Here is a 23,795-nt window from a genome sequence, read left to right as displayed (position 1 = left end):
CGGCCCCACCTCCTGTACAGTCTCTTCTCGCAGCGCAACGCACCAACAAGCGCCGCGAAACCTGGTCCTGTGGAGCAGTTTGGAGTGCTCGCCACCCTGTCAAGGTGGAGGCCGCGGGTTCAAATCCCGTCAGGACCGCATTACGAGTGAGGCCCGCGCCCGACAAGGGTGGCGGGCCTCACTCATGCCCAGGACCACCCAGTGGGCCCCCTCGTGGGGCCCTTCTTCTGTTCCGCCGCCGGTGTCCGTCGTCTTGACGGCGTCACTTTCCGTCGGTACCCAGGGACCAGGACCGTTCCCCTGTGCGGTCCGCGGAGGTGGGGCATGGCGGCATCGGTCAGGCATGAGACGCGGGCGCTGCTCCGGGCCCATCTGTCGGCCGCCTCGTCCTACCGGCATCTGACCCGCCACTGCCCGATCTGCCACCACCTGCTGCGGCTGGCGATGGACGCCGGCCCGCGGGTCCGGGAGGCGGGCGAGGAGGACGTCGAGGACGAAAGTCCCCGCAGCGCGTGACCAACGCCGGTCCCAACAGCCCACCCGGCGTGGCACGCTGGAACAGGTCGCTCCACTAGCGCACACATGCCACCGGCAACAACCAGCGGGGCATGTGACGGGAGTCACCGCATGAGTTTTTGAAACGGTGGAACTTACCCCTGCCCTACAAGTGGTCAATTTAATATGTGCAATTGCACCTCCCTCAGAGGTCACACACAGCGGTTCCGACAGCCCTGCCCAGACTCCGACAAGGCCGCCCACAGAGACCCGCTCCCGCCCCCGACCAGCGCACAAAAAAGATCGCGCTGGACCCGGCGGAGTCCAGCGCGATCTACGACGCACCCTGTGTCGCTGCCTACAACGTTCTCTTCGGCTTGGGCGTGGGCCCTGTTGGGGCAGGTCCCGCGTCGCTTGGAGCTAGGGTTCCGGGCGCCTCGGCAAGTAGGGGGACCAGCCGTTTTGCCCGGTTATGGAGTTGTTCAGGCCTCGCTGCGCTGCTGCGGGATGCCCGCGAGCAGAGCGCGGACCTCGGCCTCGCGGTAGCGGCGGTGCCCGCCGAGCGTGCGGATGGAAGTGAGCTTGCCGGCCTTCGCCCACCGCGTGACCGTCTTCGGGTCCACGCGGAACATCGTGGCGACCTCAGCCGGGGTCAGCAGCGGCTCGGCATCAGGGGTGCGAGCGGTCATGAGCGGCCTCCTCGGGAGAACCGAACCTTCTCGGTTCTTTCCTCTAAATTCTGCACCTTGACCCGCGTTGCCCGAAATGGCGGACGCGGGCCGAGTCGGTTATAGGACGAACGGCTTGTCCTCGGCACTACAACTACACCATCTGTCCAGCCTCGTCGGCCAAACCGATGGAATTGCCCTCCCAGGTGTTCATCAGCGACGGATGCCGATGGACCATGCCATAGCGGACAGTCACGCCACTGTGACGATCAGTCACAGGACGATCAGGAGTCACAAGACCCCCCAAAGCGCGCAATGCCGAGATTCCGCCCACGATGGAGCATAGTTGGACGGAAGGAGCCCTCCCCGGACTCCTTGTCCTATTTTGGCATGAGGGGCGGCAAGAGACGCAAGGGCCGTGTACGTGCCGTCCGTCACCCTTGAGACAAAAGTCCAGATCGGGACCAACGTCCCCTCACGGGGTCAAGTGCCGTAGACCGTACGTCGTTCGACGCGGTTCGAGCCGTGACGTATGTCACTTTCCGCCGTTTGGGGAGCGTCAGTTCGCGGAACGCCGGTCCCGTACCGCCCGCCAGCGCTCCACGAGCCGCACATAGGCCTCCCCGGCCGCCGCCCCGTCGCCCCGGCGCAGCGCCTCGACGCCGTCGGCCACGTCCGCCGCCGAGTGGTCGCCCTCCAGCTCGCCGGCCGGCAGCACATGCACCAGACCGCCGTAGTCCAGCTCCACCAGCGAGCGCGGGTGGAACTCCTCCAGCCAGCGGCCGACGTCCACCAGACCGTCGCTCAGCGGGCCCTCCTCGACGGCGTCCTTCAGCGTGCGCAGCGCCCGCGCCACCCGTCGCCGGGCCTGCACCATGGGCGTGCGGTAGCGCAGCAGCGGCGGCACCTCGGCGGTGCCCTTCTCGTACCGCCGCTCCTCGTCGGAGACCAGCACGAACCAGTTCAGCGGCACCTGCCAGGTCGCCGTCCGGATCCACGGGCGTGCGTCGGGGTTGCGGGCGAGCCAGCGCTCGTAGTCCTGGGCGGCCTGGCGGCGTACGACCGGGGGCAGCACCGCGTCCAGGACCGGCGCGGGCAGCTCCTCCGCCAGCTCGCCCAGCGCCTGCCAGCCGCGCAGCCGGGTCCGCCAGGGGCACACACAGACCACGCCGTCGATCTCCAGCACGAAGGCGTCGCTGCTCTCGTGCACCGGCACCGCGACCGGCGGGGTGGGCAGCAAGTCGGCCAGGGAGCGCCGCAGTTCGTCCTGGTAGGAGGGGCGGTCGGGGCGGCGGGCGTAACGCGCCCAGTGGCCGCGCTCCGGCTCCGGGAAGGCGCCCAGCGGCTCGTACACGCGCAGGTATGCGGCATAGGGGACGACCACGGAGGACACCTTCGGCACGCCTGCTCCCTCCCCAACGGGCCCAGCTCGAAAACCGCTGCAAAACCACTGCAAATCGTCCCACGGACATGCGTGCGCGAACGGCGCGCGAGAGTGATCCTGAACACTGCACGGATGGTGGTCGGGCCGAGGCTCTACGCTCAGGGCACGGCGCCCCGCCACCCGTACGGGGTCCGTCCCCACTCGCCGCTATTTACACAGGAGTCACCACAGTGACCGACGTAACCGGCGCACCTGCTGATGTCCTGCACACCCTGTTCCACTCGGACCAGGGAGGACACGAGCAGGTCGTGCTCTGCCAGGATCGCGCCAGCGGCCTCAAGGCCGTGATCGCCATCCACTCCACCGCCCTGGGTCCGGCCCTCGGCGGCACGCGCTTCTACCCGTACGCCACCGAGGCCGAGGCCGTCGCCGACGCCCTCAACCTCGCGCGCGGGATGTCGTACAAGAACGCCATGGCCGGTCTGGACCACGGCGGGGGCAAGGCCGTGATCATCGGCGACCCGGAGCGCGACAAGACCGAGGAACTGCTGCTCGCCTACGGCCGGATGGTCGCCTCGCTCGGCGGGCGCTACGTCACCGCGTGCGACGTCGGCACCTACGTCGCCGACATGGACGTCGTGGCCCGCGAGTGCCGCTGGACCACCGGCCGCTCCCCCGAGAACGGCGGCGCCGGCGACTCCTCCGTGCTCACCGCCTTCGGCGTCTACCAGGGCATGCGCGCCTCCGCCCAGCACCTGTGGGGCGACCCCTCGCTGCGCGGCCGCAGGGTCGGCATCGCGGGCGTCGGCAAGGTCGGCCACCACCTGGTGAAGCACCTGCGGGACGAGGGCGCCGAGGTCGTCGTCACGGACGTACGCACGGACGCCGTCCAGCGGATCCTCGAACAGTACCCGGCGGGCGTGACGGCGGTCGCCGACACCGAGGCCCTGATCCGGGTGGAGGGGCTGGACATCTACGCCCCCTGCGCGCTCGGCGGCGCGCTGAACGACGACTCCGTCCCGGTACTCACCGCCAAGGTGGTGTGCGGCGCGGCCAACAACCAGCTCGCGCACCCGGGTGTGGAGAAGGACCTCGCCGACCGCGGCATCCTGTACGCGCCGGACTACGTGGTGAACGCCGGCGGGGTCATCCAGGTGGCCGACGAGCTGCACGGGTTCGACTTCGACCGGTGCAGGGCGAAGGCGGCGAAGATCTTCGACACCACGCTGGCCATATTCGCACGTGCGAAGGAAGACGGGATTCCGCCGGCCGCCGCGGCCGACCGGATCGCCGAGCAGCGGATGGCCGAGGCCCGCGCGGAACGCACCGCACACTGACCCGATCGCACACGTGAGCGGTACCCGTCGGCGGGAACTTAGAGAGAACTCTCACTTCCACCGGCGGGTCGTTCCCCGATAAGTGGTTAAAATCGCCATTGACCAGCGAGGACAGGGCGCCTCGAAGGTCCTGTGCACACGCGCGTGGTGCGGGCGACGTACCGTATGGGCGCGGGCTCAGGTACCGTGGAAGCCCTACGGACCGGCCTCTCCACGGAGGGTCCGTTCCGGATCATGAACGCGTGTCAGACTCTGGGGCCGTTGAGCCCCTGTCACCGAGGGGGTCGAGCCATGGGGCGCGGCCGGGCCAAGGCCAAGCAGACAAAGGTCGCCCGCCAGCTGAAGTACAACAGCGGTGGGACTGACCTGTCACGTCTGGCCAGTGAACTGGGCGCATCGACTTCGAGCCAGCCGCCGAACGGCGAGCCGTTCGAGGACGATGAGAACGACGAGGACGATCTCTACTCTCGTTATGCCGACCTCTACGAGGACGACGACGAGGAAGAGGACGACAAGGATCCTCACCAACAGCACCGTCGCGGCGCTTGACCTTGCAGTGACCAGTCCGGTCGGTGGCAGAGCCACCGACCGGTTTCTGTGCTGTCCGCGCGGTCACCGCCCGTCGGATCAGGCGGAGTAGTCCCCGACCAGCTCGGCGCCGGTCTCCTTCGTGCCCCGGTCCGTGATCTCGCCGGCCACCCATGCCTCGACACCGCGGTCGGCCAGGGTCGCGAGCGCCACCTCGGTGGACTCCGCGGGGACGATCGCCATCATGCCGACGCCCATGTTGAGGGTCTTCTCCAGCTCCAGGCCCTCGACGCTCCCGGTCCGGCCGACCAGGTCGAAGATCGCGCCCGGGGTCCAGGTGGAGCGGTCGACCGTGGCGTGCAGCGCGTCCGGGATCACCCGGGCCAGGTTGGCCGCGAGGCCGCCGCCGGTGATGTGCGAGAACGCGTGCACCTCGGTGGTGCGGGTCAGTGCCAGACAGTCCAGCGAGTAGATCTTCGTGGGCTCCAGCAGCTCCTCACCGAGGCTGCGGCCCAGCTCGGCGACCTCCGCCTCCAGGGCGAGGCCGGCGCGGTCCAGCAGGACGTGCCGGACCAGGGAGTACCCGTTCGAGTGAAGCCCGGAGGACGCCATGGCGATCACCGCGTCACCCTTACGGATGCGATCCGCGCCGAGCAGCCGGTCGGCCTCCACGACGCCCGTGCCGGCACCGGCGACGTCGAAGTCGTCCGCGCCCAGCAGGCCCGGGTGCTCGGCCGTCTCGCCGCCCACCAGAGCACACCCGGCGAGCACACAGCCCTCCGCGATGCCCTTCACGATGGCCGCGACGCGCTCGGGGTGGACCTTGCCGACGCAGATGTAGTCCGTCATGAACAGCGGCTCGGCACCGCACACCACGATGTCGTCCATGACCATGGCGACCAGGTCGTGGCCGATGGTGTCGTAGACGCCCATACGGCGGGCGATGTCGACCTTCGTGCCGACGCCGTCCGTGGCGGAGGCGAGCAGCGGGCGCTCGTAGCGCTTGAGGGCGGAGGCGTCGAAGAGTCCGGCGAAGCCGCCGAGGCCGCCGAGTACCTCGGGGCGCTGGGTCTTCTTCACCCACTCCTTCATCAGCTCTACGGCGCGGTCGCCCGCCTCGATGTCGACTCCGGCAGCCGCGTAGGAAGCACCGGTGGAACGGCTCTCAGACATTGCCTGGGATCTTTCGGGTTGGTTTCTACGAGGCTTACGGGCGACGGATCGCGTCGGCCGCGGCCGTGGCGGCGGGACCGGCGGCGAGCTCGGTCTCCAGCAGCTGCTTGCCGAGCAGCTCGGGGTCCGGCAGCTCCATCGGGTACTCGCCGTCGAAGCAGGCGCGGCACAGGTTCGGCTTGGCGATGGTGGTCGCCTCGATCATGCCGTCGATGGAGATGTACGCGAGCGAATCGGCGCCGAGGCTGGTGCCGATCTCCTCGATGGTCATGCCGTTGGCGATCAGCTCCGCGCGCGTGGCGAAGTCGATGCCGAAGAAGCAGGGCCACTTCACCGGGGGAGAGGAGATCCGGATGTGGACCTCGGCCGCGCCGGCCTCGCGCAGCATCCGCACCAGGGCCCGCTGTGTGTTGCCGCGCACGATCGAGTCGTCGACGACGACCAGGCGCTTGCCCTTGATGACTTCCTTCAGCGGGTTCAGCTTCAGGCGGATGCCGAGCTGGCGGATGGTCTGCGAGGGCTGGATGAAGGTCCGGCCGACGTAGGCGTTCTTCACCAGGCCCGCGCCGAAGGGGATGCCGGAGGCCTCCGCGTAGCCGATGGCGGCCGGGGTGCCGGATTCCGGGGTGGCTATCACCAGGTCGGCCTCGACCGGGGCCTCCTTGGCGAGCCGGCGGCCCATCTCCACGCGGGAGAGGTACACGTTCCGGCCGGCGATGTCGGTGTCCGGGCGGGCCAGGTACACATACTCGAAGACACAGCCCTTGGGCTTCGCTTCTGCGAATCGGGAGCTGCGCAGGCCGTTCTCGTCGACGGCGACGAACTCGCCCGGCTCGATCTCCCGCACGAAGCTCGCGCCGCAGATGTCCAGGGCGGCGGTCTCGGAGGCGACCACCCAGCCGCGCTCCAGGCGGCCGAGGACCAGCGGGCGGATGCCCTGCGGGTCACGGGCCGCGTAGAGGGTGTGCTCGTCCATGAAGACGAGGGAGAAGGCGCCGCGCACCTTCGGGAGCACCGCGTGGGCGGCCTCCTCGATGGTCAGCGGCTTGCCGTCTGCGTCGACCTGGGCGGCCAGCAGGGCCGTCAGCAGGTCGGTGTCATTGGTGGCCGCGACCCGGCTGGAGCGGCTGTTGTTGTCGTTCGGCAGCTCGGCGACCATCTCGGCGAGCTGGGCCGTGTTGACCAGGTTGCCGTTGTGGCCGAGCGCGATCGAGCCGTGCGCGGTGGCACGGAACGTCGGCTGGGCGTTCTCCCACACGGAGGCTCCGGTGGTCGAGTAGCGGGCGTGTCCGACCGCGATATGACCCTGGAGCGAACCGAGCGAGGTCTCGTCGAAGACCTGGGAGACCAGGCCCATGTCCTTGAAGACGAGGATCTGGGAGCCGTTGCTGACCGCGATTCCCGCGGATTCCTGGCCCCGGTGCTGGAGGGCGTAGAGCCCGAAGTACGTGAGCTTTGCGACCTCTTCACCCGGAGCCCAGACGCCGAAGACGCCGCAAGCGTCCTGGGGGCCCTTCTCGCCGGGAAGCAGATCGTGATTGAGTCGACCGTCACCACGTGGCACGGCACCGAGTGTAGGCGAGGTCGACCACTGGTCCGAATTGGGGATACGCGTCTCTAACGGACCACCTCGTGCCGATCTTGTTGTCGGTTTCCTCGTTTGCACTGGTCAGCCAAGGTGTTTTGGGTTCTCGGGCGGGCCCGTGGTGCGGCGGTCGCGGCCCGGTTCACGGGGTGCCCGAGTGAGGCGTCGCACATCGATCGGGCGTACGGCGGGTGATCACCGGGCGTGCCGCACGTGATCGTCCGAGCGCGCGACGCGTGGTCATTCGGTGCTGCGGCTGAGCTGGATACGGTCGCCGGCGCCGTCGGTGAGCGTCAGCTTCCCGTCGTCGGTCTTGGCGACGAGCGTGCCGGTGGTCAGGGCGCGGGAGAGGGCGCGCTCGAAGGCCATCCGGTCCGGGCCGCAGGCCATCCTGGTCGTGCGCAGGGCGCCGAAGGTGATGTGGTCGCCGTGGACCGTGGCCCGGGCGCTGAACTGGTTGCAGCCGAGGTTTCCGGCCGCGGTGCCGTCCTCGCCGATGCGGAGGTGGGCGGCGGTGGGCGCGTGCCGGGTCGTACCGGCGACGGTGAGGCTGTCGACCCGCCAGTCGACGCCGGTCACGGGCTGTGGGACGCTCACCGGTCCACTGTCCGCCTTTCCGGTGCCACAGGCCACCGTGAGCGGGACGAGCGTGGCGGCCACCGTCAGGAACATGCGCTGCTTGTGCCGGTTCATGCCGGTTCGACGGCCCGGCGGTACAGCTGGTTCCGCTACCGGTCCGCCGCGACCGGTTCGCTACGACATCAGCGGCAGCAGCCCCCCGATGTCCGCCCGCTCCCCGCTGGCGCTCACCTTGGCCTCCTCCACGGCGTCCTTCCAGCTCACGCGCCCTGTGGCGAGGCGGATCCAGGTCAGCGGGTCGGTCTCGACGACGTTGGGCGGGGTGCCGCGGGTGTGCCGGGGCCCCTCGACGCACTGCACGACGGCGTACGGCGGCACGCGCACCTCGGTGGAACCGCCGGGCGCCTTCGCGGCGAGGGCGTCGGCGAGCAGCCGGGTGGCGGCGGCCAGGGCCTGGCGGTCGTACGGCACCTGAAGGCCGGGCACGGCGGCGTTGAGGTCGTCGGTGTGGACGACGAGTTCGACGGCGCGGGTGACCAGGTAGTCGTCCAGGGGCAGCGCGCCCGCGTTGGTCTCCAGGAGTCGGCCGCCGGGGTGCTCGGCGAGGAGGGCGCGCAGGGACGCGTCGACGTCCGCGAGATAGGCGCCGAGGTCGGGCTGGTCCGCGGCGAGGCCACGGGTGAACTCGTCGATGGCCGAGGCGCTCGCGGCCGTGGCGAAGGGCCACTGGACGACCGTCACGTCCTGCTTCGGCGGGGCCGGCCGGTCCAGGGCGCGGTGCACGGCGGTGACCGCCATGCCGATGTGCGCGATCAGGTCCCGTACGGCCCACTCGCCGAGCCGCGTGGGCCGGGCGAGCTGCTCGGGGCCGAGGCCACGGACGGCCTCCCGCACATGGCCGAGCTGGGCGAGAACAGCGGCGCGGGTCTTGGCGGGGTCGTAGCTGCGGGCGCGCTTCTTGGCCGGGGGCATGGCGGTGAGCCTATGCCTTCACGGCGTCGCCCTTCAGACCGTTTTCCACCAGGCCGACAGCGCGGTGAGCCCGCTCGACGGCGTCGGCCGCGACCGGCTCCGGGCGCCGGCCGGCGGCAATGTTCCTCGACCAGGGCGGTGCGGGCCGCGCTCAGGGTGGCGGCGGCGAACACGGCGAGCATCGGGTCGCCGGTCCCGCCGGGACGCCGGCCATGCCCCGGTCACCGCGCTACGAGGCCACGCGGGCCCGCTCCATCAGCACGCCCGTCTCCGCGACGGGGTGTGAGCGCGGGGCCGGGTGCATCCATCCTGGCAAGACATGGCCGTTGGCCCGCTCGTCGCTGCGGAACCCGGCGGACCGGCACATGAAACGGCCCCGCCTGTCTGAACAGGCGGGGCCGTCAATGCCGTAGGGACTACGCCAGCAGCGCCGGAATGGTCTCCTCGTGCGCCTTCCGCAGCTCCTCCAGCGTGAGCGCGAACTCGCCCTGGATCTCCACCGCGTCACCGTCGACGACACCGATGCGGGTGACCGGCAGGCCCCGCGCACCGCACATGTCGTTGAAGCGGACCTCCTCCGAGCGCGGCACGGCGACGATCGCGCGCCCGGCCGACTCGGAGAACAGGAAGGTGAACGCGTCCAGCCCGTCCGGTACGACCAGCCGGGCGCCCTTGCCGCCGAGCAGCGCGGACTCCACGACCGCCTGCACCAGGCCGCCGTCGGACAGGTCGTGCGCGGAGTCGATCATGCCGTCGCGGGAGGCGGAGATCAGGATCTCGGCCAGCAGCCGCTCGCGCTCCAGGTCGACCTGCGGAGGCAGACCACCGAGGTGGTCGTGGACCACCTGGGACCAGGCCGAGCCGCCGAACTCCTCGCGGGTGTCGCCGAGGAGGTAGATCAGCTGGCCCTCCTCCTGGAAGGCGACCGGGGTGCGGCGGGCCACGTCGTCGATGACGCCGAGGACGGCCACGACCGGCGTCGGGTGGATGGCCGCCTCGCCCGTCTGGTTGTAGAGCGAGACGTTGCCGCCCGTGACCGGCGTGCCCAGCTGCCGGCAGGCGTCCGCCAGACCGCGTACCGCCTCCGCGAACTGCCACATCACCGCCGGGTCTTCGGGCGAGCCGAAGTTCAGGCAGTCCGACACGGCGAGCGGCTTGGCACCCGTCGTCGCCACGTTCCGGTAGGCCTCCGCCAGCGCCAGCTGGGCGCCCGCGTACGGGTCCAGCTTGGCGTACCGGCCGTTGCCGTCCGTGGCGATGGCGACGCCGAGGCCACTCGACTCATCGATGCGGATCATGCCCGAGTCCTCGGGCTGGGCCAGCACCGTGTTGCCCTGCACGAAGTGGTCGTACTGCTGGGTGATCCACTTCTTGGAGGCCTGGTTGGGGGAGGCCACCAGCTTCAGGACCTGGTCGCGCAGATCCTCCGAGGTGGCCGGGCGCTCCAGCTTGTTCGCGTCGTCGGCCTGGAGGGTGTCCTGCCAGTCCGGGCGGGCGTAGGGGCGCTCGTAGACCGGGCCCTCGTGGGCCACCGTGCGCGGGTCGACATCGACGATCTTGCCGCCGTGCCAGTAGATCTCCAGGCGGTCGCCGTCGGTGACCTCGCCGATGACCGTCGCGATGACGTCCCACTTGGCACAGATCTCCAGGAAGCGGTCGACCTTCTCCGGCTCGACCACCGCGCACATGCGTTCCTGCGACTCGCTCATGAGGATCTCCTCGGGAGACAGAGTCGAGTCGCGCAGGGGTACGTCGTCCAGGGTGACGCGCATACCACCGGAGCCGTTCGAAGCCAGCTCGGACGTGGCGCAGGACAGGCCGGCCGCGCCGAGGTCCTGGATGCCGACGACCAGCTTCTCGCGGAAGGCCTCCAGGGTGCACTCGATGAGGAGCTTCTCCTGGAAGGGGTCGCCGACCTGGACGGCCGGGCGCTTGGAGGGCTTCGCGTCGTCGAAGGTCTCCGAGGCGAGGATCGAGGCGCCGCCAATGCCGTCGCCGCCGGTCCGGGCGCCGTACAGGATGACCTTGTTGCCCGTGCCGGAGGCCTTGGCGAGGTGGATGTCCTCGTGCCGCATCACACCGATGGCACCGGCGTTGACCAGCGGGTTTCCCTGGTAGCAGGAGTCGAAGACGACCTCGCCGCCGATGTTGGGCAGGCCCAGGCAGTTGCCGTAGCCGCCGATGCCGGCGACGACGCCGGGCAGGACGCGCTTGGTGTCGGGGTGGTCGGCGGCGCCGAACCGCAGCGGGTCGACCACCGCGACCGGGCGCGCGCCCATCGCGATGATGTCGCGGACGATGCCGCCGACACCCGTGGCCGCGCCCTGGTAGGGCTCGACGTACGACGGGTGGTTGTGCGACTCGACCTTGAAGGTGACCGCGTAGCCCTGGCCGACGTCCACCACGCCCGCGTTCTCGCCGATGCCGACGAGCAGGGCGTCCGACTGGGGCGCCTTCTCGCCGAACTGGCGCAGATGGACCTTGGAGGACTTGTACGAGCAGTGCTCGGACCACATGACCGAGTACATGGCGAGCTCGGCGCCGGTCGGGCGGCGGCCGAGGATCTCCACCACCCGTTCGTACTCGTCCTTCTTCAGACCGAGTTCGGCCCAGGGCAGCTCGACGTCGGGGGTCGCGGCCGCGTGCTCGACCGTGTCCAGAGGCGTCCGGCTCATGCGTTGACCAGCTTCTTGAGGATCGAGGTGAAGAAGGGGAGGCCGTCGGTACGGCCCGTACCGATCAGCGGCTCTACGGCGTGCTCCGGGTGCGGCATGAGGCCCACGACATTGCCGGCCTCGTTGGTGATGCCTGCGATGTCACGCAGCGAGCCGTTCGGGTTGCCGCGTTCACCGGCGACTCCGTCGCGGGCCACGTAGCGGAAGACGACGCGGCCCTCCGCCTCCAGCTTGTCGAGCGTGTACTCGTCGGCGACGTACCGGCCGTCCATGTTCTTCAGCGGAATGTGGATCTCCTGGCCGGCGCGGTAGTCACCGGTCCAGGCGGTCTCCGCGTTCTCCACCCGCAGCTTCTGGTCGCGGCAGATGAAGTGAAGGTGGTCGTTGCCGAGCATCGCGCCCGGGAGGAGATGGGCCTCGGTGAGGACCTGGAAGCCGTTGCAGATACCGAGGACCGGAAGGCCGGCCTTCGCCTGCTCGATGACCGTCTCCATCACCGGCGAGAACCGGGAGATGGCACCGGCGCGCAGATAGTCACCGTAGGAGAAACCGCCGGGGAGGACGACCGCGTCGACCTGGTGGAGGTCCTTGTCCTTGTGCCACAGGGCGACCGGTTCGGCACCGGCGAGACGGATCGCGCGCCGGGTGTCCCGGTCGTCGAGGCTGCCCGGGAAAGTGACGACGCCAATACGAGCGGTCACTTGGCCGCCTCCGCGACTTCCGCCGCCTCTTCCACCCTGACGGTGAAGTCCTCGATCACGGTGTTGGCGAGGAAGGATTCCGCAAGATCGTGGATCCGGGCGAGCGTGGCCGAGTCGACCGGCCCGTCAACCTGAAGTTCGAAACGCTTTCCCTGACGTACGTCGGAGATCCCTTCGAAACCCAGGCGCGGCAGCGCACGCTGGACCGCCTGGCCCTGGGGGTCGAGGATCTCCGGCTTGAGCATGACGTCGACTACGACGCGTGCCACTGGCACTCCCGGTGTGTGGTGCTGAGCAGGTTCCTTCAGACTACCCGCACAAAATTTCTACGCGGGTAGAGTTGGAGGAAAGTACGTGAGGCGCGTCACGATCCGGTGTCGAAGCCGTGCGGCCATGAAAAGTTCTGGGAAAGTTCGACGGTCCGCCCGGTCCACCTATTGTGTTCGGACACGCGGGCGGATTTAGTCGGGCTTCACTTTGCATTGCCGGGCACTGTACAAATGAATTGGCAATAGCCGATACTCGGCACGTCATCGCCGTGAGCTGTATCGACGTGCCGCACGAAGGGACCGATATTCGTGGCGCAAAAGGTCGTGGTCACTCTCTTTGACGACATCGACGGCTCGGAAGCGGCGGAAACGATCGCCTTCGGACTCGACGGCAAGTCGTACGAGATCGACCTGAACGAAACCAACGCCAAGAAACTGCGCAAGGCGCTCGCGCCCTACGTCGAGGCCGGCCGCAAGCGGTCGCGGTCCGGCAAGGCGTACAAGCAGACCGAGGTCGCCCCCGACCCGGCGGCCGTCCGCGCCTGGGCCCAGGCCAACAAGATGGACGTCCCGGCCCGCGGCCGCATCCCCAAGAAGGTCTACGAGGCCTTCGGCGCCGCGCAGTGAAGCCCGCGAAGGGGCAGTCCTCAGGGTCCGTCAGCGGGCCCTGAGGGCCGTGCACTTGGCCGCCGGCGGGTGACTGCGGGGTCTCGCGGGAGCCGACTTGCGCTACCCCCCTGCTGATCAGCTAGTGTCTGGGACACGCCGAGGGGCGAGGCCGAAAGGGCCAAAGCCCTGAGGACCATGCGGGTGTAGTTCAGTAGCAGAACATCCCCCTTCCAGGGGGAAGGCGCAGTGTGCGATTCCTGTCACCCGCTCTGGCACCGGTCAGAACCACTGTTGTGGATCAGGTAGGCTGGTGCTCGCACCGATCGGTGGGAGCCGGTCGGGGGCAGTGCGGACGTAGCTCAGTTGGTAGAGCGCAACCTTGCCAAGGTTGAGGTCGCGAGTTCGAGCCTCGTCGTCCGCTCCATGAAAGAGACCCCGGTCCACTGGACCGGGGTCTTTTCGTGTTCCCCGCCCTTCTCTGACATTTGTCATGCCGAGCGATGACATCGCGCACTGTCGACCCGCTCCGGCCGCCGGGACGCTGGGTTCATGCACTACGACGAACACGAAGACGTGATTGAGGTCACCGATCTCAGGCGTGTCTACGGGGGCGGGTTCGAGGCCGTACGCGGAATCAGCTTCTCCGTGGCGCGCGGGGAGATCTTCGCCCTGCTCGGCACGAACGGAGCGGGCAAGACGTCGACGGTCGAACTGCTCGAGGGCCTCGCCGCACCGGCCGAGGGCCGGATCCGGATCCTCGGCCACGACCCCTACCGCGAACGGGCCGCCGTACGGCCCCGCACCGGAGTGATGCTGCAGGAGGGCGGCTTCCCGGCCGAGCTGACCGTCGCCGAGACCGCCCGGATGTGGGCCGGATGCACCAGCGGGGTCCGGCCCGAGGCGGACGTACTGGAGCTGGTCGGGCTCGCGGGCCGGCACGAGGTGCGGGTCAAGCAGCTGTCCGGCGGCGAGCGGCGCCGGCTCGATCTGGCGCTCGCCCTGCTCGGCGACCCCGAGGTGCTCTTCCTCGACGAGCCGACGACCGGGCTCGACGCGGAAGGCCGCCGGGACACCTGGGAGTTGGTGCGTGCCCTGCGCGACGCGGGCACGACCGTGCTGCTCACCACGCACTACCTGGAGGAGGCCGAGGGTCTCGCCGACCGGCTCGCCATCCTGCACGAGGGCCGTATCGCCGTCTCCGGAACTCCGGCCGAGGTCACCGCGGGCCGGCCGTCCCGGATGTCCTTCGAACTGCCCGACGGCTACTTCCTCGGCGACCTTCCGCCGCTGGCCGACCTCGGTGTCTGCGGCCACGAGAGCGACGGCAGGGTCGTACGGCTGCGGACGAACCAGCTGCAGCGGACCGCGACCGGCGTACTGACCTGGGCCGAGCGGACCGGAGTCGAACTGCGCGGCCTGGACGTGCGCTCCGCCTCCCTGGAGGAGGCGTTCCTGGGAATCGCACGCGAACAGGCACAGGCACAGGCACAAGGGGTGGCGGCATGAGCGGGGCCGGAGTGGGGACCAAGAGCCGTGCGGTGAGCGGGGTTCGGGGGGCCGAGCGCGGCGGGGGGACGTCGGCGGGCCGGCGGCTGTGGGCGCTGGGGCGGGCCGAACTCACCCTGCTCGGCCGCAACCGCGGGGTCGTCTTCACCGCGCTGGCCGTGCCGCTCCTGCTGCCGTTCAGCGTGCGGCCGGCCATGGACCAGCTGGATCTGAAGAAGCAGGGGCTGACGCTCGGCACCACCCTGCTGACGGCCGCGATCGGGTTCTCCTTCCTCTTCGCCGTGTACACCTCGCTGGTCAACGCCTTCGTCGCCCGCCGCGAGGAACTCGTCCTCAAACGGCTGCGCACCGGTGAGCTGTCCGACGCGGAGATCCTCACCGGCACCGCGCTGCCCGCGCTCGTCATCGGCCTGGCCCAGGCGCTGGTGCTGTGCGTCGGATGCGCGGCCCTGCTGCACCTCGGTACGCCCAGGGCGCCGTATCTGATCCTGCCCGGGCTGGTGGCCGGTTACCTGGTCAGTGCCGCGCTCGCCGCGCTCACCGCGTCCTTCACCCGGACCGTGGAGAGCGCCCAGGTGACCGCGCTGCCGCTGATGTTCCTGTCGATGCTCGGCTCCGGGATCACGTTCCCCACGGAGGTCATGCCGGACAAGCTGGCCGGCGTCTGCGAACTGCTCCCGCTGTCCCCGGCGATCCGGCTCGTCCGCGGCGGCTGGACCGGCCACTTGAGCGGGTACGAGGCACTGGGCGCCCTGACGACAGCGTTGGCCTGGACGATCCTGGCCGTGTTTGCTGTACGACGGTGGTTCCGCTGGGAGCCGCGGCGCTGAGGCACTTGAGGTACGTGAGGCACGGGGGAACACATGGTGGGCCGGATACGGCGGTGGCAGCAGCGGCACTGGGGGGAGCGCAGCAAGGCCGAGCGGGTCGAGCTGACCAGCGTCCTCACCTGGCACTGCACGATCTGGCTCATCCTGGGCTGCTGGCTGCTGCTGCCGCTGGCCGGCGGGATCGCCCACAGGCCAGCGGCACTGGTCCTGGGCGCCCTCCTCGTCCTCGTCGGGATCCTGCAGAGCGTCCTCGCGAACCGGCGCACCAGGACCGTGCTCGACCACTACCTCGGGCGCGCCAGGATGCCGGCCGGCACGCACCGCGCACCGGCCGTCCTGCTGGGGATCGCGCTGGGGCTGATCGTGGCTCTCGCCGCGACGGACGCGGCCACTCCGATGACGGTCCGGTTCACGATCGGCGGCGTCGTGCTGCCGTTCGGGCTGCTGTACGGGCTCACGGCGCCGGTCGGGGTGTTCCTGCGCCGGTCGGCGGGGTTCACGGTCCTGCTCACGGCGGCCGTCGGGCTCGCCGATCACGACGCCCCCGGCCTGGTGGCGACCGCGGCGATGGCCGTCTTCCAGGCGGTCTTCGCGCTGCTCGCGGGCCGCTGCGGCGCCTGGACGCTCTCCGTGCTGTGGGAGGCCGAGCGGGGTCGAGAGGTGGAGGCCCGGCTCGCCGTCGCCGAGGAACGGCTGCGGTTCGGCCGGGATCTGCACGACGTGCTGGGCCGGAACCTGTCCGTGATCTCGCTCAAGAGCGAGCTGGCGGTGCAACTGGCCCGGCGCGGGCGGCCGGAGGCCGTGGAGCAGATGATCGAGGTGCAGCGCATCGCGCAGGAGTCCCAGCGCGAGGTGCGGGCCGTCGTACGCGGCTACCGGGAGGCCGACCTCGGGTCCGAACTCACCGGCGCGCAGGGCGTGTTGACGGCCGCCGGGATCGCGTGCGAGGTCAGCGCGGAGAGCGCGGGGCTGCCCGCCGACGTGCAGTCCGCGCTCGGCTGGGTGGTGCGCGAGGCCACCACCAATGTGCTGCGGCACGGGGATGCCGGACGCTGCACGCTGTGTCTGCGGGTGCTTGAGGGGCGTGTGGTGCTGACGGTGGAGAACGACGGCGTGTCCGGAACCCCCGACGGGGGTGGGGGTTCCGGACTCGCCGGGCTGCGGGAACGGCTGGCCGTCGTGGCCGGGACGCTGAAGGCGGGAGCCGTCGCCGGTGACCGGTTCCGGTTGGTGGCCGAGGTGCCACTGGGGGAGAAAGTGAGTGGAGTCACATCATGAGCACTCCGGTACGGCTGTTGCTCGCCGACGACGAGCATCTGATCCGGGGCGCGCTGGCCGCGCTGCTCTCGCTGGAGGACGATCTTCTCGTGGTCGCCGAGGCGGCAAGCGGGCCCGAGGCGCTGGCGATGGCACGGGCCCATGAACCCGATGTGGCCGTGCTGGATCTCCAGATGCCGGGGGCCGACGGTGTGAAGGTCGCCACAACCCTGCGCGCCGAACTGCCCGGCTGCCAGGTGCTGATCGTCACCGGTCATGGGCGGCCCGGCCATCTGAAACGGGCGCTCGCGGCCGGTGTGCGCGGGTTCGTCCCGAAGACCGTCAGTGCCCAGCGGCTCGCCGAGATCATCCGTACCGTGCACGCCGGAAACCGTTACGTCGACCCGGAGTTGGCCGCCGACGCGATCTCCGCCGGGGACTCCCCGCTGACCGCGCGGGAGGCCGAGGTGCTGGAGATGGCGGCCGACGGGGCGCCGGTCACGGAGATCGCCGAACGGGCCGCGCTGTCGCCGGGGACCGTGCGGAACTACCTCTCGTCGGCCGTCACGAAGCTCGGCGCCGAGAACCGTCATACGGCAGTGCGTCTCGCTCGCGAGCGAGGTTGGGTATAGTTGCTCTCGCGCCACGGCGCAACGCGGACGTAGCTCAGTTGGTAGAGCGCAACCTTGCCAAGGTTGAGGTCGCGAGTTCGAGCCTCGTCGTCCGCTCCATGAAAAAGACCCCGGTCCACTGGACCGGGGTCTTTTCGTGTCGCTAGCTCCAGCTCAGGCCCGTCAGGTGCTCGTACGCCTCCACGTACTTCTGCCGGGTCTGCTGGACGACGTCGTCCGGCAGCGCCGGCGGGGGCTGCTCGCTCCTGCGGTCCCAGCCCGAGGCCGCCGAGGTCAGCCAGTCCCGGACGAACTGCTTGTCGTACGACGGCTGGGCGCGGCCCGGCTCCCACAGGTCGGCCGGCCAGAAACGGGAGGAGTCCGGGGTGAGGACCTCGTCGGCGAGGACGAGCGTGTCCCCGTCGAAGCCGAACTCGAACTTGGTGTCCGCCAGGATGATCCCCCGGTCCCGGGCGATGTCCCGGGCGCGCGCGTACACGGCGAGGGTGGCCTGGCGGAGTTGGGCGGCGGTCTCGGCGCCGACCTGGCGGGCGACCTCCTCGTAGGAGACGTTCTCATCGTGCTCGCCGACCTCGGCCTTGGTGGCCGGGGTGAAGATCGGGGCGGGGAGTTCCGAGCCGTCGACGAGGCCTTCGGGGAGGGCGAGGCCGCAGACCGTACGGGACTCGTTGTACTCCAGCAGGCCCGAGCCGGTGAGATAGCCGCGCGCCACGCACTCGACCGGCACCATCTTCAGGGACCGGCAGACCAGCGTGCGGCCCGCCCAGTCGGCGGGGGCGCCCTCGGGGACCTCGGTGCTGATGACGTGGTTCGGGACCAGATCCCGCAGCTGGTCGAACCACCACAGGGAGAGCTGGGTGAGGACGCGGCCCTTGTCGGGGATCTCCGTGGGCAGCACCCAGTCGTAGGCGGACATGCGGTCGCTGGCGACCATCACGAGGTCGCCCGCCTCGTTCTGGTACAGCTCGCGCACCTTTCCGGTGTGCAGGTGCACCAGGCCCGGAACCTGGATCGGCTCGGGCTTTTCTACGAATCCGGACACGGTTCCTCCCCGTGGTTCTGTCCAAGTGCCCTCGATTCTCCCTTATCGGAAGGATCGGTTTCGGACAGGGGTCGGTGACGAGCGGTCGGGGAACGGTCGCCGTGGCTCAGTCGCGTTTGCAGATGCGGTCCAGCAGGTTCGCCGTGGCGCGCTGGATACGGGGGTCCACATGGCCGGGGCGGTCCAGCGCCGGGGACCAGGCGAAGGTACCGGCGGCGAAGACCCAGGCGCCGGAGGGGGCGCGATAGAGCGAGGTCTCCTGGTGGCGGAGGGCGCCCTCGGTGTCGGTGTAGGGGGAGTGGGCGAGCAGGATGCGCTCCTCGTGCGCGGGCAGCGCGGTGCGCGGGAAGTACCGGTCGGCCTCGCCGGCGACCAGGCCCTCGATCTCGTCGCCCTCGTGCGCGCCGGTCGACTCCCACAGCCAGTGGCCGCCGTTGCGGACGATCAGCGGGTGCGGTTCGGGCACCCGGCCCGCGTACTGGATGCCGACCACCTGTTGCTCGGGCCGGTCGATCTCGCGCCACAGCACCGGCTTTCCGGGGCCCTTGCGCTTGCGGCAGGTCAGCAGCCGGTCCGGGACGCCGGACGGGGACGGGCCCAGATCCACCTGCCAGTACATGGTGTTGGCGGAGAGGAAGACCAGCGAGGTGCCTCGGTCGCGGGCGTCCTCGACGGCCCGGCGCATCGGCACCGACCAGTACTCGTCGTGGCCGGGGAAGACCAGGCCCCGGTAGCGGCCGGGGTCGACCCGGCCGGCGTGCAGATCGCGGGCGTCGGCATAGGCGAGGTCATAGCCGTAGCGCTCGGCCCAGCGGATGAAGTCGTAGGCGTGGCCGACGTGCAGGGGCAGCCCCGCGCCCGCGTAGGGGCGGTCGAAGGAGACCGTGGTCGCCGCGTCGGCCTCGCCGAGCAGCCGGCCCTTCTCGTCCCAGGCGTGATAGAGGCTGGCGCCGGTGCGGCCGTCCTCCGGATACAGGTTGTACGCCTGCCAGGTGATGTCCGGCAGCAGCAGGAGCAGGTCGGCGGGGTGGTCGTCGCGGACCGTGAACGGCACATGGGAGCGGTAGCCGTCGGCGGTGGTGAGGACGGCCACATAGGCGCCGATGTGCCAGTGCGGGGGCACCTGCAGCCGCCAGGACAGCCACCAGTGGTGGCAGGAGACCGTACGGTCGGCGGCGAGCGGCGGCGGCTGGACGATGCCGGACAGGCGCGGGCTGGTGGTGATCTGGGCGGCACCGTCGCCGCCGTAGTGGCCGATGCGGTAGATGTCGACGCTGAACTCCTGCGGCGGGTCGACCGTGATGTGGAAGTCGATCGCCTGGCCCGGCGCGACCGCGCCGGTGGAGGTGAAGCCCTTGATCTGGCGGTGCACGTCGTCGGCCGAGCGGGGTCCGGTGCCGCCCGAACGCTGCGCGGGCACCCGGCGCCTGTCGCCTGCGAGCTGCTGCGGGCTCGGGTCGACGTACCAGGGCACGACATGACCGGTGTCGTCGAAGTACGTCTCACTGCCGCGCAGCCAGGGCACCGGGCCCTGGCCGAAGGGGTCGGTGACGGCGTGTGCGAGCGCTCCGGACTCCCAGCGGCGAATGTGCTCCGAGGCCATGGTCGCTCCCCTCCCTCAGCCCCCGTGTCGTCCTGTCTCGGTGGTGCTCACGGTGCTCGGTAGTGCTCGCTGTGCTCAGTGGTGCACGCGGTGCTCGCAGTGCTCGGCAGTGCTGTCGTATGTCGCACGCCTTTGCCAGGTGCGTGGTCGCTCCCAGCACATCACATAACGCACGGGCTCGGTCACTAGTCGTTGCGAATTGACCTGAAGTGGAAGGCCGAGCTCCCGTTAGACGAGCCGTACCGGCTTCTCGGGACGTATCCCCGAGGTGGCCAGCCAGTCCCGCAGGGGGCCCGGGTCTCCCTCCTCGATCAGGCTGAGCACCTTGGGCGTGAGGTCGGCGGCGCGCTCACCGTCGAGCAGCAGGGAGGGGCCGTCCAGCCAGTCCAGGGCGGGGACCGCGCCGGCCGTGTCCACGGCCGCGCAGCACACCATCGCCGTGACGTGCTCGGTGAGCAGGTCGCGGGCGGTACGCGGGGGCTGCAGCGGGAAGAGCGGGAGCCCTCCGTCGTCCCACAGGGCGCTCTCGGGGCTCTGGCCGGTGGCCGTCGCACCGGCCTTCGGCGCGCTGACCTCCTCACGGGCCAGCTCGGCGCTCAGGCCTGCGGCGAGGGCGGCACTGCGCTCGGTGCCGGGGTCGTCCTCGGCCGGTTCCGCGTCGGGTTCGCGTATTGCCTGCGGCGCTTCGGCGCGGGAGGCGTCCGCTTCGGCTTCGGCTTCGGCTTCGGCTTCGGCTTCGGCGGGGATTGTGTTCCCGCCCGAACCACCCGCGCGGCTTTCATCGTCGGGTGCGGGTGGCCCCGGTGGGGGGGTCCCGCCGTCGGCGACTTGCCGGTGGTCCTGCGGGGGGTTCCCGTCGTCGGCGACTTGCCGGTGGTCCTGCGGGGCTTTCGGTGCTGTTGCTTCTGTGTCGGGCTCGGTGAGGTGGTCCAGGACTCGGGCCAGGGTGGGGCCGCCCGGGTCGGGTGCCGCCGGGTCGAGGGAGGGGCGGACGCCGAGGGAGTCCAGGACACGGTGCAGGCGGGCCGCGCCGACGCGCCAGGTGCGGTCCACGACCTCCTCCGGGTACGCCTGCCAGTCCACCGGCGCCCAATCCGGGCCGGACTCCGCGGGGCCGCCGTGGAAGAGGCGCGCGGCGAGCAGCGAGGCGGCCTCGTCCACCGCACCGGGCTCCTCCAGCAGGTCACAGGCGGGGCGCTCGCCGAGCCGGGAGGCGAAGCCCTCGGCCAGGCGGTCGCGCCGGGACAGCTCGGTGAGCGCCGCCACCACGCCCGCGTCCAGCCGGGCGGGCCAGCGGCCCATGCGCCAGGCGGGCAGCGCGACCCTGGTCAGCAGCCGGTCCCAGCCTGCGTAGGCGAGGCCGACCTGCTCCTGGGCGACGATCCGCAGGCCGTAGTCCACGGCCTGGGCCCGCTCGGCCGCCGCCGCGGCGACCCCGCGCTCCATCTGCGTCGCATGCTCCCGGCAACCGCGCAGCAGCACCCGGACGACCCAGCCGAGGGCCGCGCACCCGCCGCGGGTCAGCGCAGAGCGGCCCGGTGCCGAGGCGACCGCGACCGCCGCGTCCAGGCCCCGTACGAAGCGCCGGGCGGCGGCTATGTCCGGGTGCGCCGAAGGGCCCGTACCGGCGATGACCGGGGCGAGGACCGCGCGCAGCTCGCCGACCCGCATCCACCACAGGAACGGGGAGCCGATGACCAGCACCGGCGCGACGGGGACGCGGCGGCGGCCGGGGCCCGCTATCTCGTCCTCGTGGGGCTCGGGGCGCTGGGGCGGGCCGTGGGCCGCATGCGTCCGGTCCTCCAGCCAGCTGTCGCAGTCCGGGGTGAGCGCTATGGCCGAGGGCGCCGGAACGTCCAGCCGCTCGGCGAGGTCGCGCACCATCCGGTACAGGTCCGGGGCGGACTCCTCGGGGATCGGCACCGTCGGGACGACGGCGGGGCGGGCCCGGGCCACGACCAGGGCGACACCAGCCGCGGCCAGCAGCACCAGCACGGCGAGCATGCCCACGGCCCAGCGGGCCGTGTCCCAGCCCCGGCCGACGAAGTGGCCGGTGGAACCCCCGGCCAGCAGGATCACCGCGGCAGCCGCGGGCAACAGGGCCACGGCCAGCGCCCGGCCCCGGACCCGCAGTACGGCAAGGGCCCGGGAGCGCGCTGCCTGCGCGCCCGCCTCTGCTCCGATTCCGCTCACGTCCCGCCCTCACCCCCTCGCCGCCGAAGCCGTGCTGTCCTGGTGGTGCTCACTCCCCCACTGTGGCACCCGCCACTGACATCGCAATGCCGGTGGGCCAAGTGCCGGAACGCTTGCGCGGCACCCTAGTTGGGGCCCCGGCCCCCGTCAGCCGTATGGCTGATTGCTCACTCGATGGAATGGCTTTGGTCAGAGGTGAGTGACAGACAGCAAAGATCAGGCCCCGGATTCGGAGGTCCGGGGCCTGGTTACAGGAGAGGAGAGGTCGGGTCAGGCGGTTGCCGCCTGCGCGGCCTGAGCCGCCTTGGCGGCGATGTCGGTGCGGTGCTGGGAGCCGTCCAGACGGATCCGGCCCACCGCCCGGTACGCCCGCTCGCGTGCCTCGGTCAGGTCCTCGCCGGTGGCCGTGACGGACAGCACCCGCCCGCCCGCGCTGACGACCGCGTCGCCGTCCCGCTTCGTCCCCGCGTGCAGGACGTACGCGTGCGGGGCGTCCTCGGCGGTCACCTCGTCCAGACCGGTGATGGGGTCACCGGTGCGGGGGGTGCCGGGGTAGTTGTGCGAGGCGACGACGACGGTGACGGCCGCGTCCTCGCTCCAGCGCAGGGGCGGCAGATCGGCGAGGGTGCCGTTCGCGGCGGCGAGCAGGACACCGGCCAGCGGGGTCTTCAGCCGGGCCAGTACGACCTGGGTCTCCGGGTCGCCGAAACGGGCGTTGAACTCGATCACCCGGACACCGCGGCTGGTGATCGCCAGACCGGCGTAGAGCAGACCGGAGAAGGGGGTGCCACGCCTGTGCAGCTCGTCCACGGTCGGCTGCAGGACCGTCTCCAGCACCTCCTCGACCAGCTTCGGCCCGGCCCACGGCAGCGGCGAGTAGGCGCCCATGCCGCCGGTGTTCGGGCCCTCGTCGCCGTCCAGGGCGCGCTTGAAGTCCTGGGCGGGCTGGAGCGGTACGACCGTCTCCCCGTCGGTGATCGCGAAGAGGGACACCTCGGGGCCGTCGAGGAACTCCTCGATGACCACCCGCTCGCAGCCGGCGGCGTGCGCCTTGGCGGCTTCCAGGTCATCGGTGACGACGACACCCTTGCCGGCGGCGAGGCCGTCGTCCTTGACGACGAAGGGGGCTCCGAAGGCGTCGAGGGCCTCGGCGACCTCCTCGGCCGTCGTGCACACGTAGGAGCGGGCGGTCGGCACCCCGGCCCCCGCCATGACGTCCTTGGCGAAGGCCTTGGAGCCCTCCAGCCGCGCGGCCTCCTGCGACGGGCCGAACACCGGGATGCCCGCGGCGCGGACGGCGTCGGCCACACCGGCGACCAGCGGGGCCTCCGGGCCCACGACGACCAGGTCGGCGCCGAGGCCTGCGGCCAGCTCGGCCACCGCCTTGCCGTCGAGGGCGTCGACCGGGTGCAGCTCGGCGACCTCGGCGATGCCGGCGTTGCCGGGGGCGCAGTGCAGCGCGGTGACATCGGGGTCGAGGGACAGGGAACGGCACAGGGCATGTTCGCGGGCGCCGCTGCCGATGACGAGGACCTTCACGGGGGTCAGCCTAATGGCAAGGTTGCCGAAGGTTGGGGGCCGGGTTTGTTGGGCTTTCCTCCAAGAGCACTGGCCGTCGACGTGACCGTCCCTGGGGGCTCCGCCCCCAGCCCCTCAAGCTCTCGCCCACCGGCCCACCCGACTCGGTTGGCCGGAAGGGGCCGTTGGGGGTGGGGGTGAGGTGCATGGTGCGGGGAGAGCGGGCTCGGTCGACCACA

The 23,795-nt window shown here is 70.8% G+C and carries 21 protein-coding genes and 4 tRNA genes; 12 read left to right on the top strand and 13 right to left on the bottom strand.

Going from position 1 to position 23,795, the window contains the following annotated elements; genetic code table 11:
* Positions 1–63 precede the first annotated feature (63 nt).
* Together AV521_RS21010 and AV521_RS21005 are read left to right on the top strand one after the other, a co-directional pair.
* Positions 64–138, top strand: a tRNA-Asp gene (locus AV521_RS21010).
* 186 nt (positions 139–324) lie between these two features.
* Complete coding sequence (locus AV521_RS21005; RefSeq protein ID WP_076090003.1) at positions 325–516, top strand: DUF6274 family protein; 192 nt, start codon at positions 325–327, stop codon at positions 514–516.
* 461 nt (positions 517–977) lie between these two features.
* Here AV521_RS21005 and bldC read toward each other — a convergent pair whose 3' ends face one another.
* The gene (gene bldC, locus AV521_RS21000; protein WP_003949541.1) at positions 978–1,184 is read right to left on the bottom strand and encodes a developmental transcriptional regulator BldC; all 207 of its coding nucleotides are present in this window, start codon (positions 1,182–1,184) and stop codon (positions 978–980) included.
* A gap of 538 nt (positions 1,185–1,722) precedes the next feature.
* Complete coding sequence (locus AV521_RS20995) at positions 1,723–2,565, bottom strand: hypothetical protein (RefSeq protein ID WP_076090002.1); 843 nt, start codon at positions 2,563–2,565, stop codon at positions 1,723–1,725.
* Between the two features lie 212 nt (positions 2,566–2,777).
* On the opposite strand from AV521_RS20995, the gene AV521_RS20990 reads away from it, so the two are divergent.
* Positions 2,778–3,884, top strand: a complete 1,107-nt coding sequence (locus AV521_RS20990) for a Glu/Leu/Phe/Val dehydrogenase dimerization domain-containing protein (protein ID WP_076090001.1) — start codon at positions 2,778–2,780, stop codon at positions 3,882–3,884.
* A 291-nt stretch (positions 3,885–4,175) separates the two neighbouring features.
* Positions 4,176–4,433 carry a DUF3073 domain-containing protein gene (locus AV521_RS20985; protein WP_023548946.1) on the top strand — a complete coding sequence of 86 codons (258 nt, stop codon included), beginning with the start codon at positions 4,176–4,178 and terminating at the stop codon, positions 4,431–4,433.
* Positions 4,434–4,511: 78 nt separating this feature from the next.
* On the opposite strand, the gene purM is transcribed toward AV521_RS20985, so the two are convergent.
* The 7 genes from purM to purS all read right to left on the bottom strand — a co-directional run bounded on the left by purM (position 4,512) and on the right by purS (position 12,366).
* Positions 4,512–5,585: a phosphoribosylformylglycinamidine cyclo-ligase gene (gene purM, locus AV521_RS20980; RefSeq protein WP_076090000.1), complete on the bottom strand. Its 1,074-nt coding sequence runs from the start codon at positions 5,583–5,585 to the stop codon at positions 4,512–4,514.
* Between the two features lie 34 nt (positions 5,586–5,619).
* Positions 5,620–7,149 carry an amidophosphoribosyltransferase gene (purF, locus tag AV521_RS20975; protein ID WP_076089999.1) on the bottom strand — a complete coding sequence of 510 codons (1,530 nt, stop codon included), beginning with the start codon at positions 7,147–7,149 and terminating at the stop codon, positions 5,620–5,622.
* 261 nt (positions 7,150–7,410) lie between these two features.
* The gene (locus AV521_RS20970; protein ID WP_076089998.1) at positions 7,411–7,863 is read right to left on the bottom strand and encodes an META domain-containing protein; all 453 of its coding nucleotides are present in this window, start codon (positions 7,861–7,863) and stop codon (positions 7,411–7,413) included.
* Positions 7,864–7,923: 60 nt separating this feature from the next.
* Positions 7,924–8,721 carry a maleylpyruvate isomerase family mycothiol-dependent enzyme gene (locus tag AV521_RS20965; RefSeq protein ID WP_076089997.1) on the bottom strand — a complete coding sequence of 266 codons (798 nt, stop codon included), beginning with the start codon at positions 8,719–8,721 and terminating at the stop codon, positions 7,924–7,926.
* 416 nt (positions 8,722–9,137) lie between these two features.
* Positions 9,138–11,396, bottom strand: a complete 2,259-nt coding sequence (gene purL, locus AV521_RS20960) for a phosphoribosylformylglycinamidine synthase subunit PurL (RefSeq protein WP_076089996.1) — start codon at positions 11,394–11,396, stop codon at positions 9,138–9,140.
* Complete coding sequence (gene purQ, locus AV521_RS20955; protein ID WP_076089995.1) at positions 11,393–12,097, bottom strand: phosphoribosylformylglycinamidine synthase subunit PurQ; 705 nt, start codon at positions 12,095–12,097, stop codon at positions 11,393–11,395. Before purQ ends, purL begins: the two co-directional genes overlap by 4 nt.
* Positions 12,094–12,366: a phosphoribosylformylglycinamidine synthase subunit PurS gene (gene purS / locus AV521_RS20950; RefSeq protein WP_076089994.1), complete on the bottom strand. Its 273-nt coding sequence runs from the start codon at positions 12,364–12,366 to the stop codon at positions 12,094–12,096. Before purS ends, purQ begins: the two co-directional genes overlap by 4 nt.
* Positions 12,367–12,675: 309 nt before the next feature.
* Between purS and AV521_RS20945 the strand changes: the two genes are divergently transcribed.
* The 8 genes from AV521_RS20945 (at position 12,676) to AV521_RS20910 (ending at position 17,299) form a co-directional block, all read left to right on the top strand.
* Entirely contained in the window at positions 12,676–12,993 is a 318-nt protein-coding gene (locus tag AV521_RS20945; protein WP_076089993.1) for an Lsr2 family protein, read from the top strand.
* 179 nt (positions 12,994–13,172) lie between these two features.
* Positions 13,173–13,244 (top strand) — tRNA-Gly (locus tag AV521_RS20940).
* A gap of 79 nt (positions 13,245–13,323) precedes the next feature.
* Positions 13,324–13,399 (top strand) — tRNA-Gly (locus AV521_RS20935).
* Positions 13,400–13,524: 125 nt separating this feature from the next.
* Positions 13,525–14,481: an ABC transporter ATP-binding protein gene (locus AV521_RS51015; protein ID WP_076089992.1), complete on the top strand. Its 957-nt coding sequence runs from the start codon at positions 13,525–13,527 to the stop codon at positions 14,479–14,481.
* The gene (locus tag AV521_RS51010; RefSeq protein WP_079249344.1) at positions 14,478–15,311 is read left to right on the top strand and encodes an ABC transporter permease; all 834 of its coding nucleotides are present in this window, start codon (positions 14,478–14,480) and stop codon (positions 15,309–15,311) included. The genes AV521_RS51015 and AV521_RS51010 overlap by 4 nt, the downstream gene beginning before the upstream one ends.
* 33 nt (positions 15,312–15,344) lie before the next feature.
* Complete coding sequence (locus tag AV521_RS20920; protein ID WP_076089991.1) at positions 15,345–16,589, top strand: sensor histidine kinase; 1,245 nt, start codon at positions 15,345–15,347, stop codon at positions 16,587–16,589.
* Positions 16,586–17,200 (top strand): response regulator transcription factor, encoded by a 615-nt coding sequence (locus AV521_RS20915; RefSeq protein ID WP_076089990.1) that lies wholly within the window; start codon positions 16,586–16,588, stop codon positions 17,198–17,200. The genes AV521_RS20920 and AV521_RS20915 overlap by 4 nt, the downstream gene beginning before the upstream one ends.
* Before the next feature lie 23 nt (positions 17,201–17,223).
* A tRNA-Gly gene (locus AV521_RS20910) sits at positions 17,224–17,299 on the top strand.
* 43 nt (positions 17,300–17,342) lie between these two features.
* Here the strand turns inward: AV521_RS20910 and AV521_RS20905 are convergent.
* The 4 genes from AV521_RS20905 to purD all read right to left on the bottom strand — a co-directional run bounded on the left by AV521_RS20905 (position 17,343) and on the right by purD (position 23,577).
* Complete coding sequence (locus AV521_RS20905) at positions 17,343–18,242, bottom strand: phosphoribosylaminoimidazolesuccinocarboxamide synthase (RefSeq protein ID WP_076089989.1); 900 nt, start codon at positions 18,240–18,242, stop codon at positions 17,343–17,345.
* Between the two features lie 106 nt (positions 18,243–18,348).
* A complete protein-coding gene (locus tag AV521_RS20900; RefSeq protein ID WP_076089988.1) occupies positions 18,349–19,845 on the bottom strand; it encodes a N,N-dimethylformamidase beta subunit family domain-containing protein in 1,497 nt (498 codons plus the stop codon).
* A 228-nt stretch (positions 19,846–20,073) separates the two neighbouring features.
* Positions 20,074–22,038 carry a hypothetical protein gene (locus AV521_RS20890; protein ID WP_076089987.1) on the bottom strand — a complete coding sequence of 655 codons (1,965 nt, stop codon included), beginning with the start codon at positions 22,036–22,038 and terminating at the stop codon, positions 20,074–20,076.
* A 270-nt stretch (positions 22,039–22,308) separates the two neighbouring features.
* Complete coding sequence (gene purD / locus AV521_RS20885; RefSeq protein ID WP_076089986.1) at positions 22,309–23,577, bottom strand: phosphoribosylamine--glycine ligase; 1,269 nt, start codon at positions 23,575–23,577, stop codon at positions 22,309–22,311.
* Positions 23,578–23,795 lie beyond the last annotated feature (218 nt).

It is taken from the genome of Streptomyces sp. IMTB 2501 (genome assembly GCF_001953885.1).
Classification (GTDB): domain Bacteria; phylum Actinomycetota; class Actinomycetes; order Streptomycetales; family Streptomycetaceae; genus Streptomyces.
Note: the sequence above shows the minus strand (reverse complement) of the source record. Positions and strands in the feature narration are given on the sequence as shown.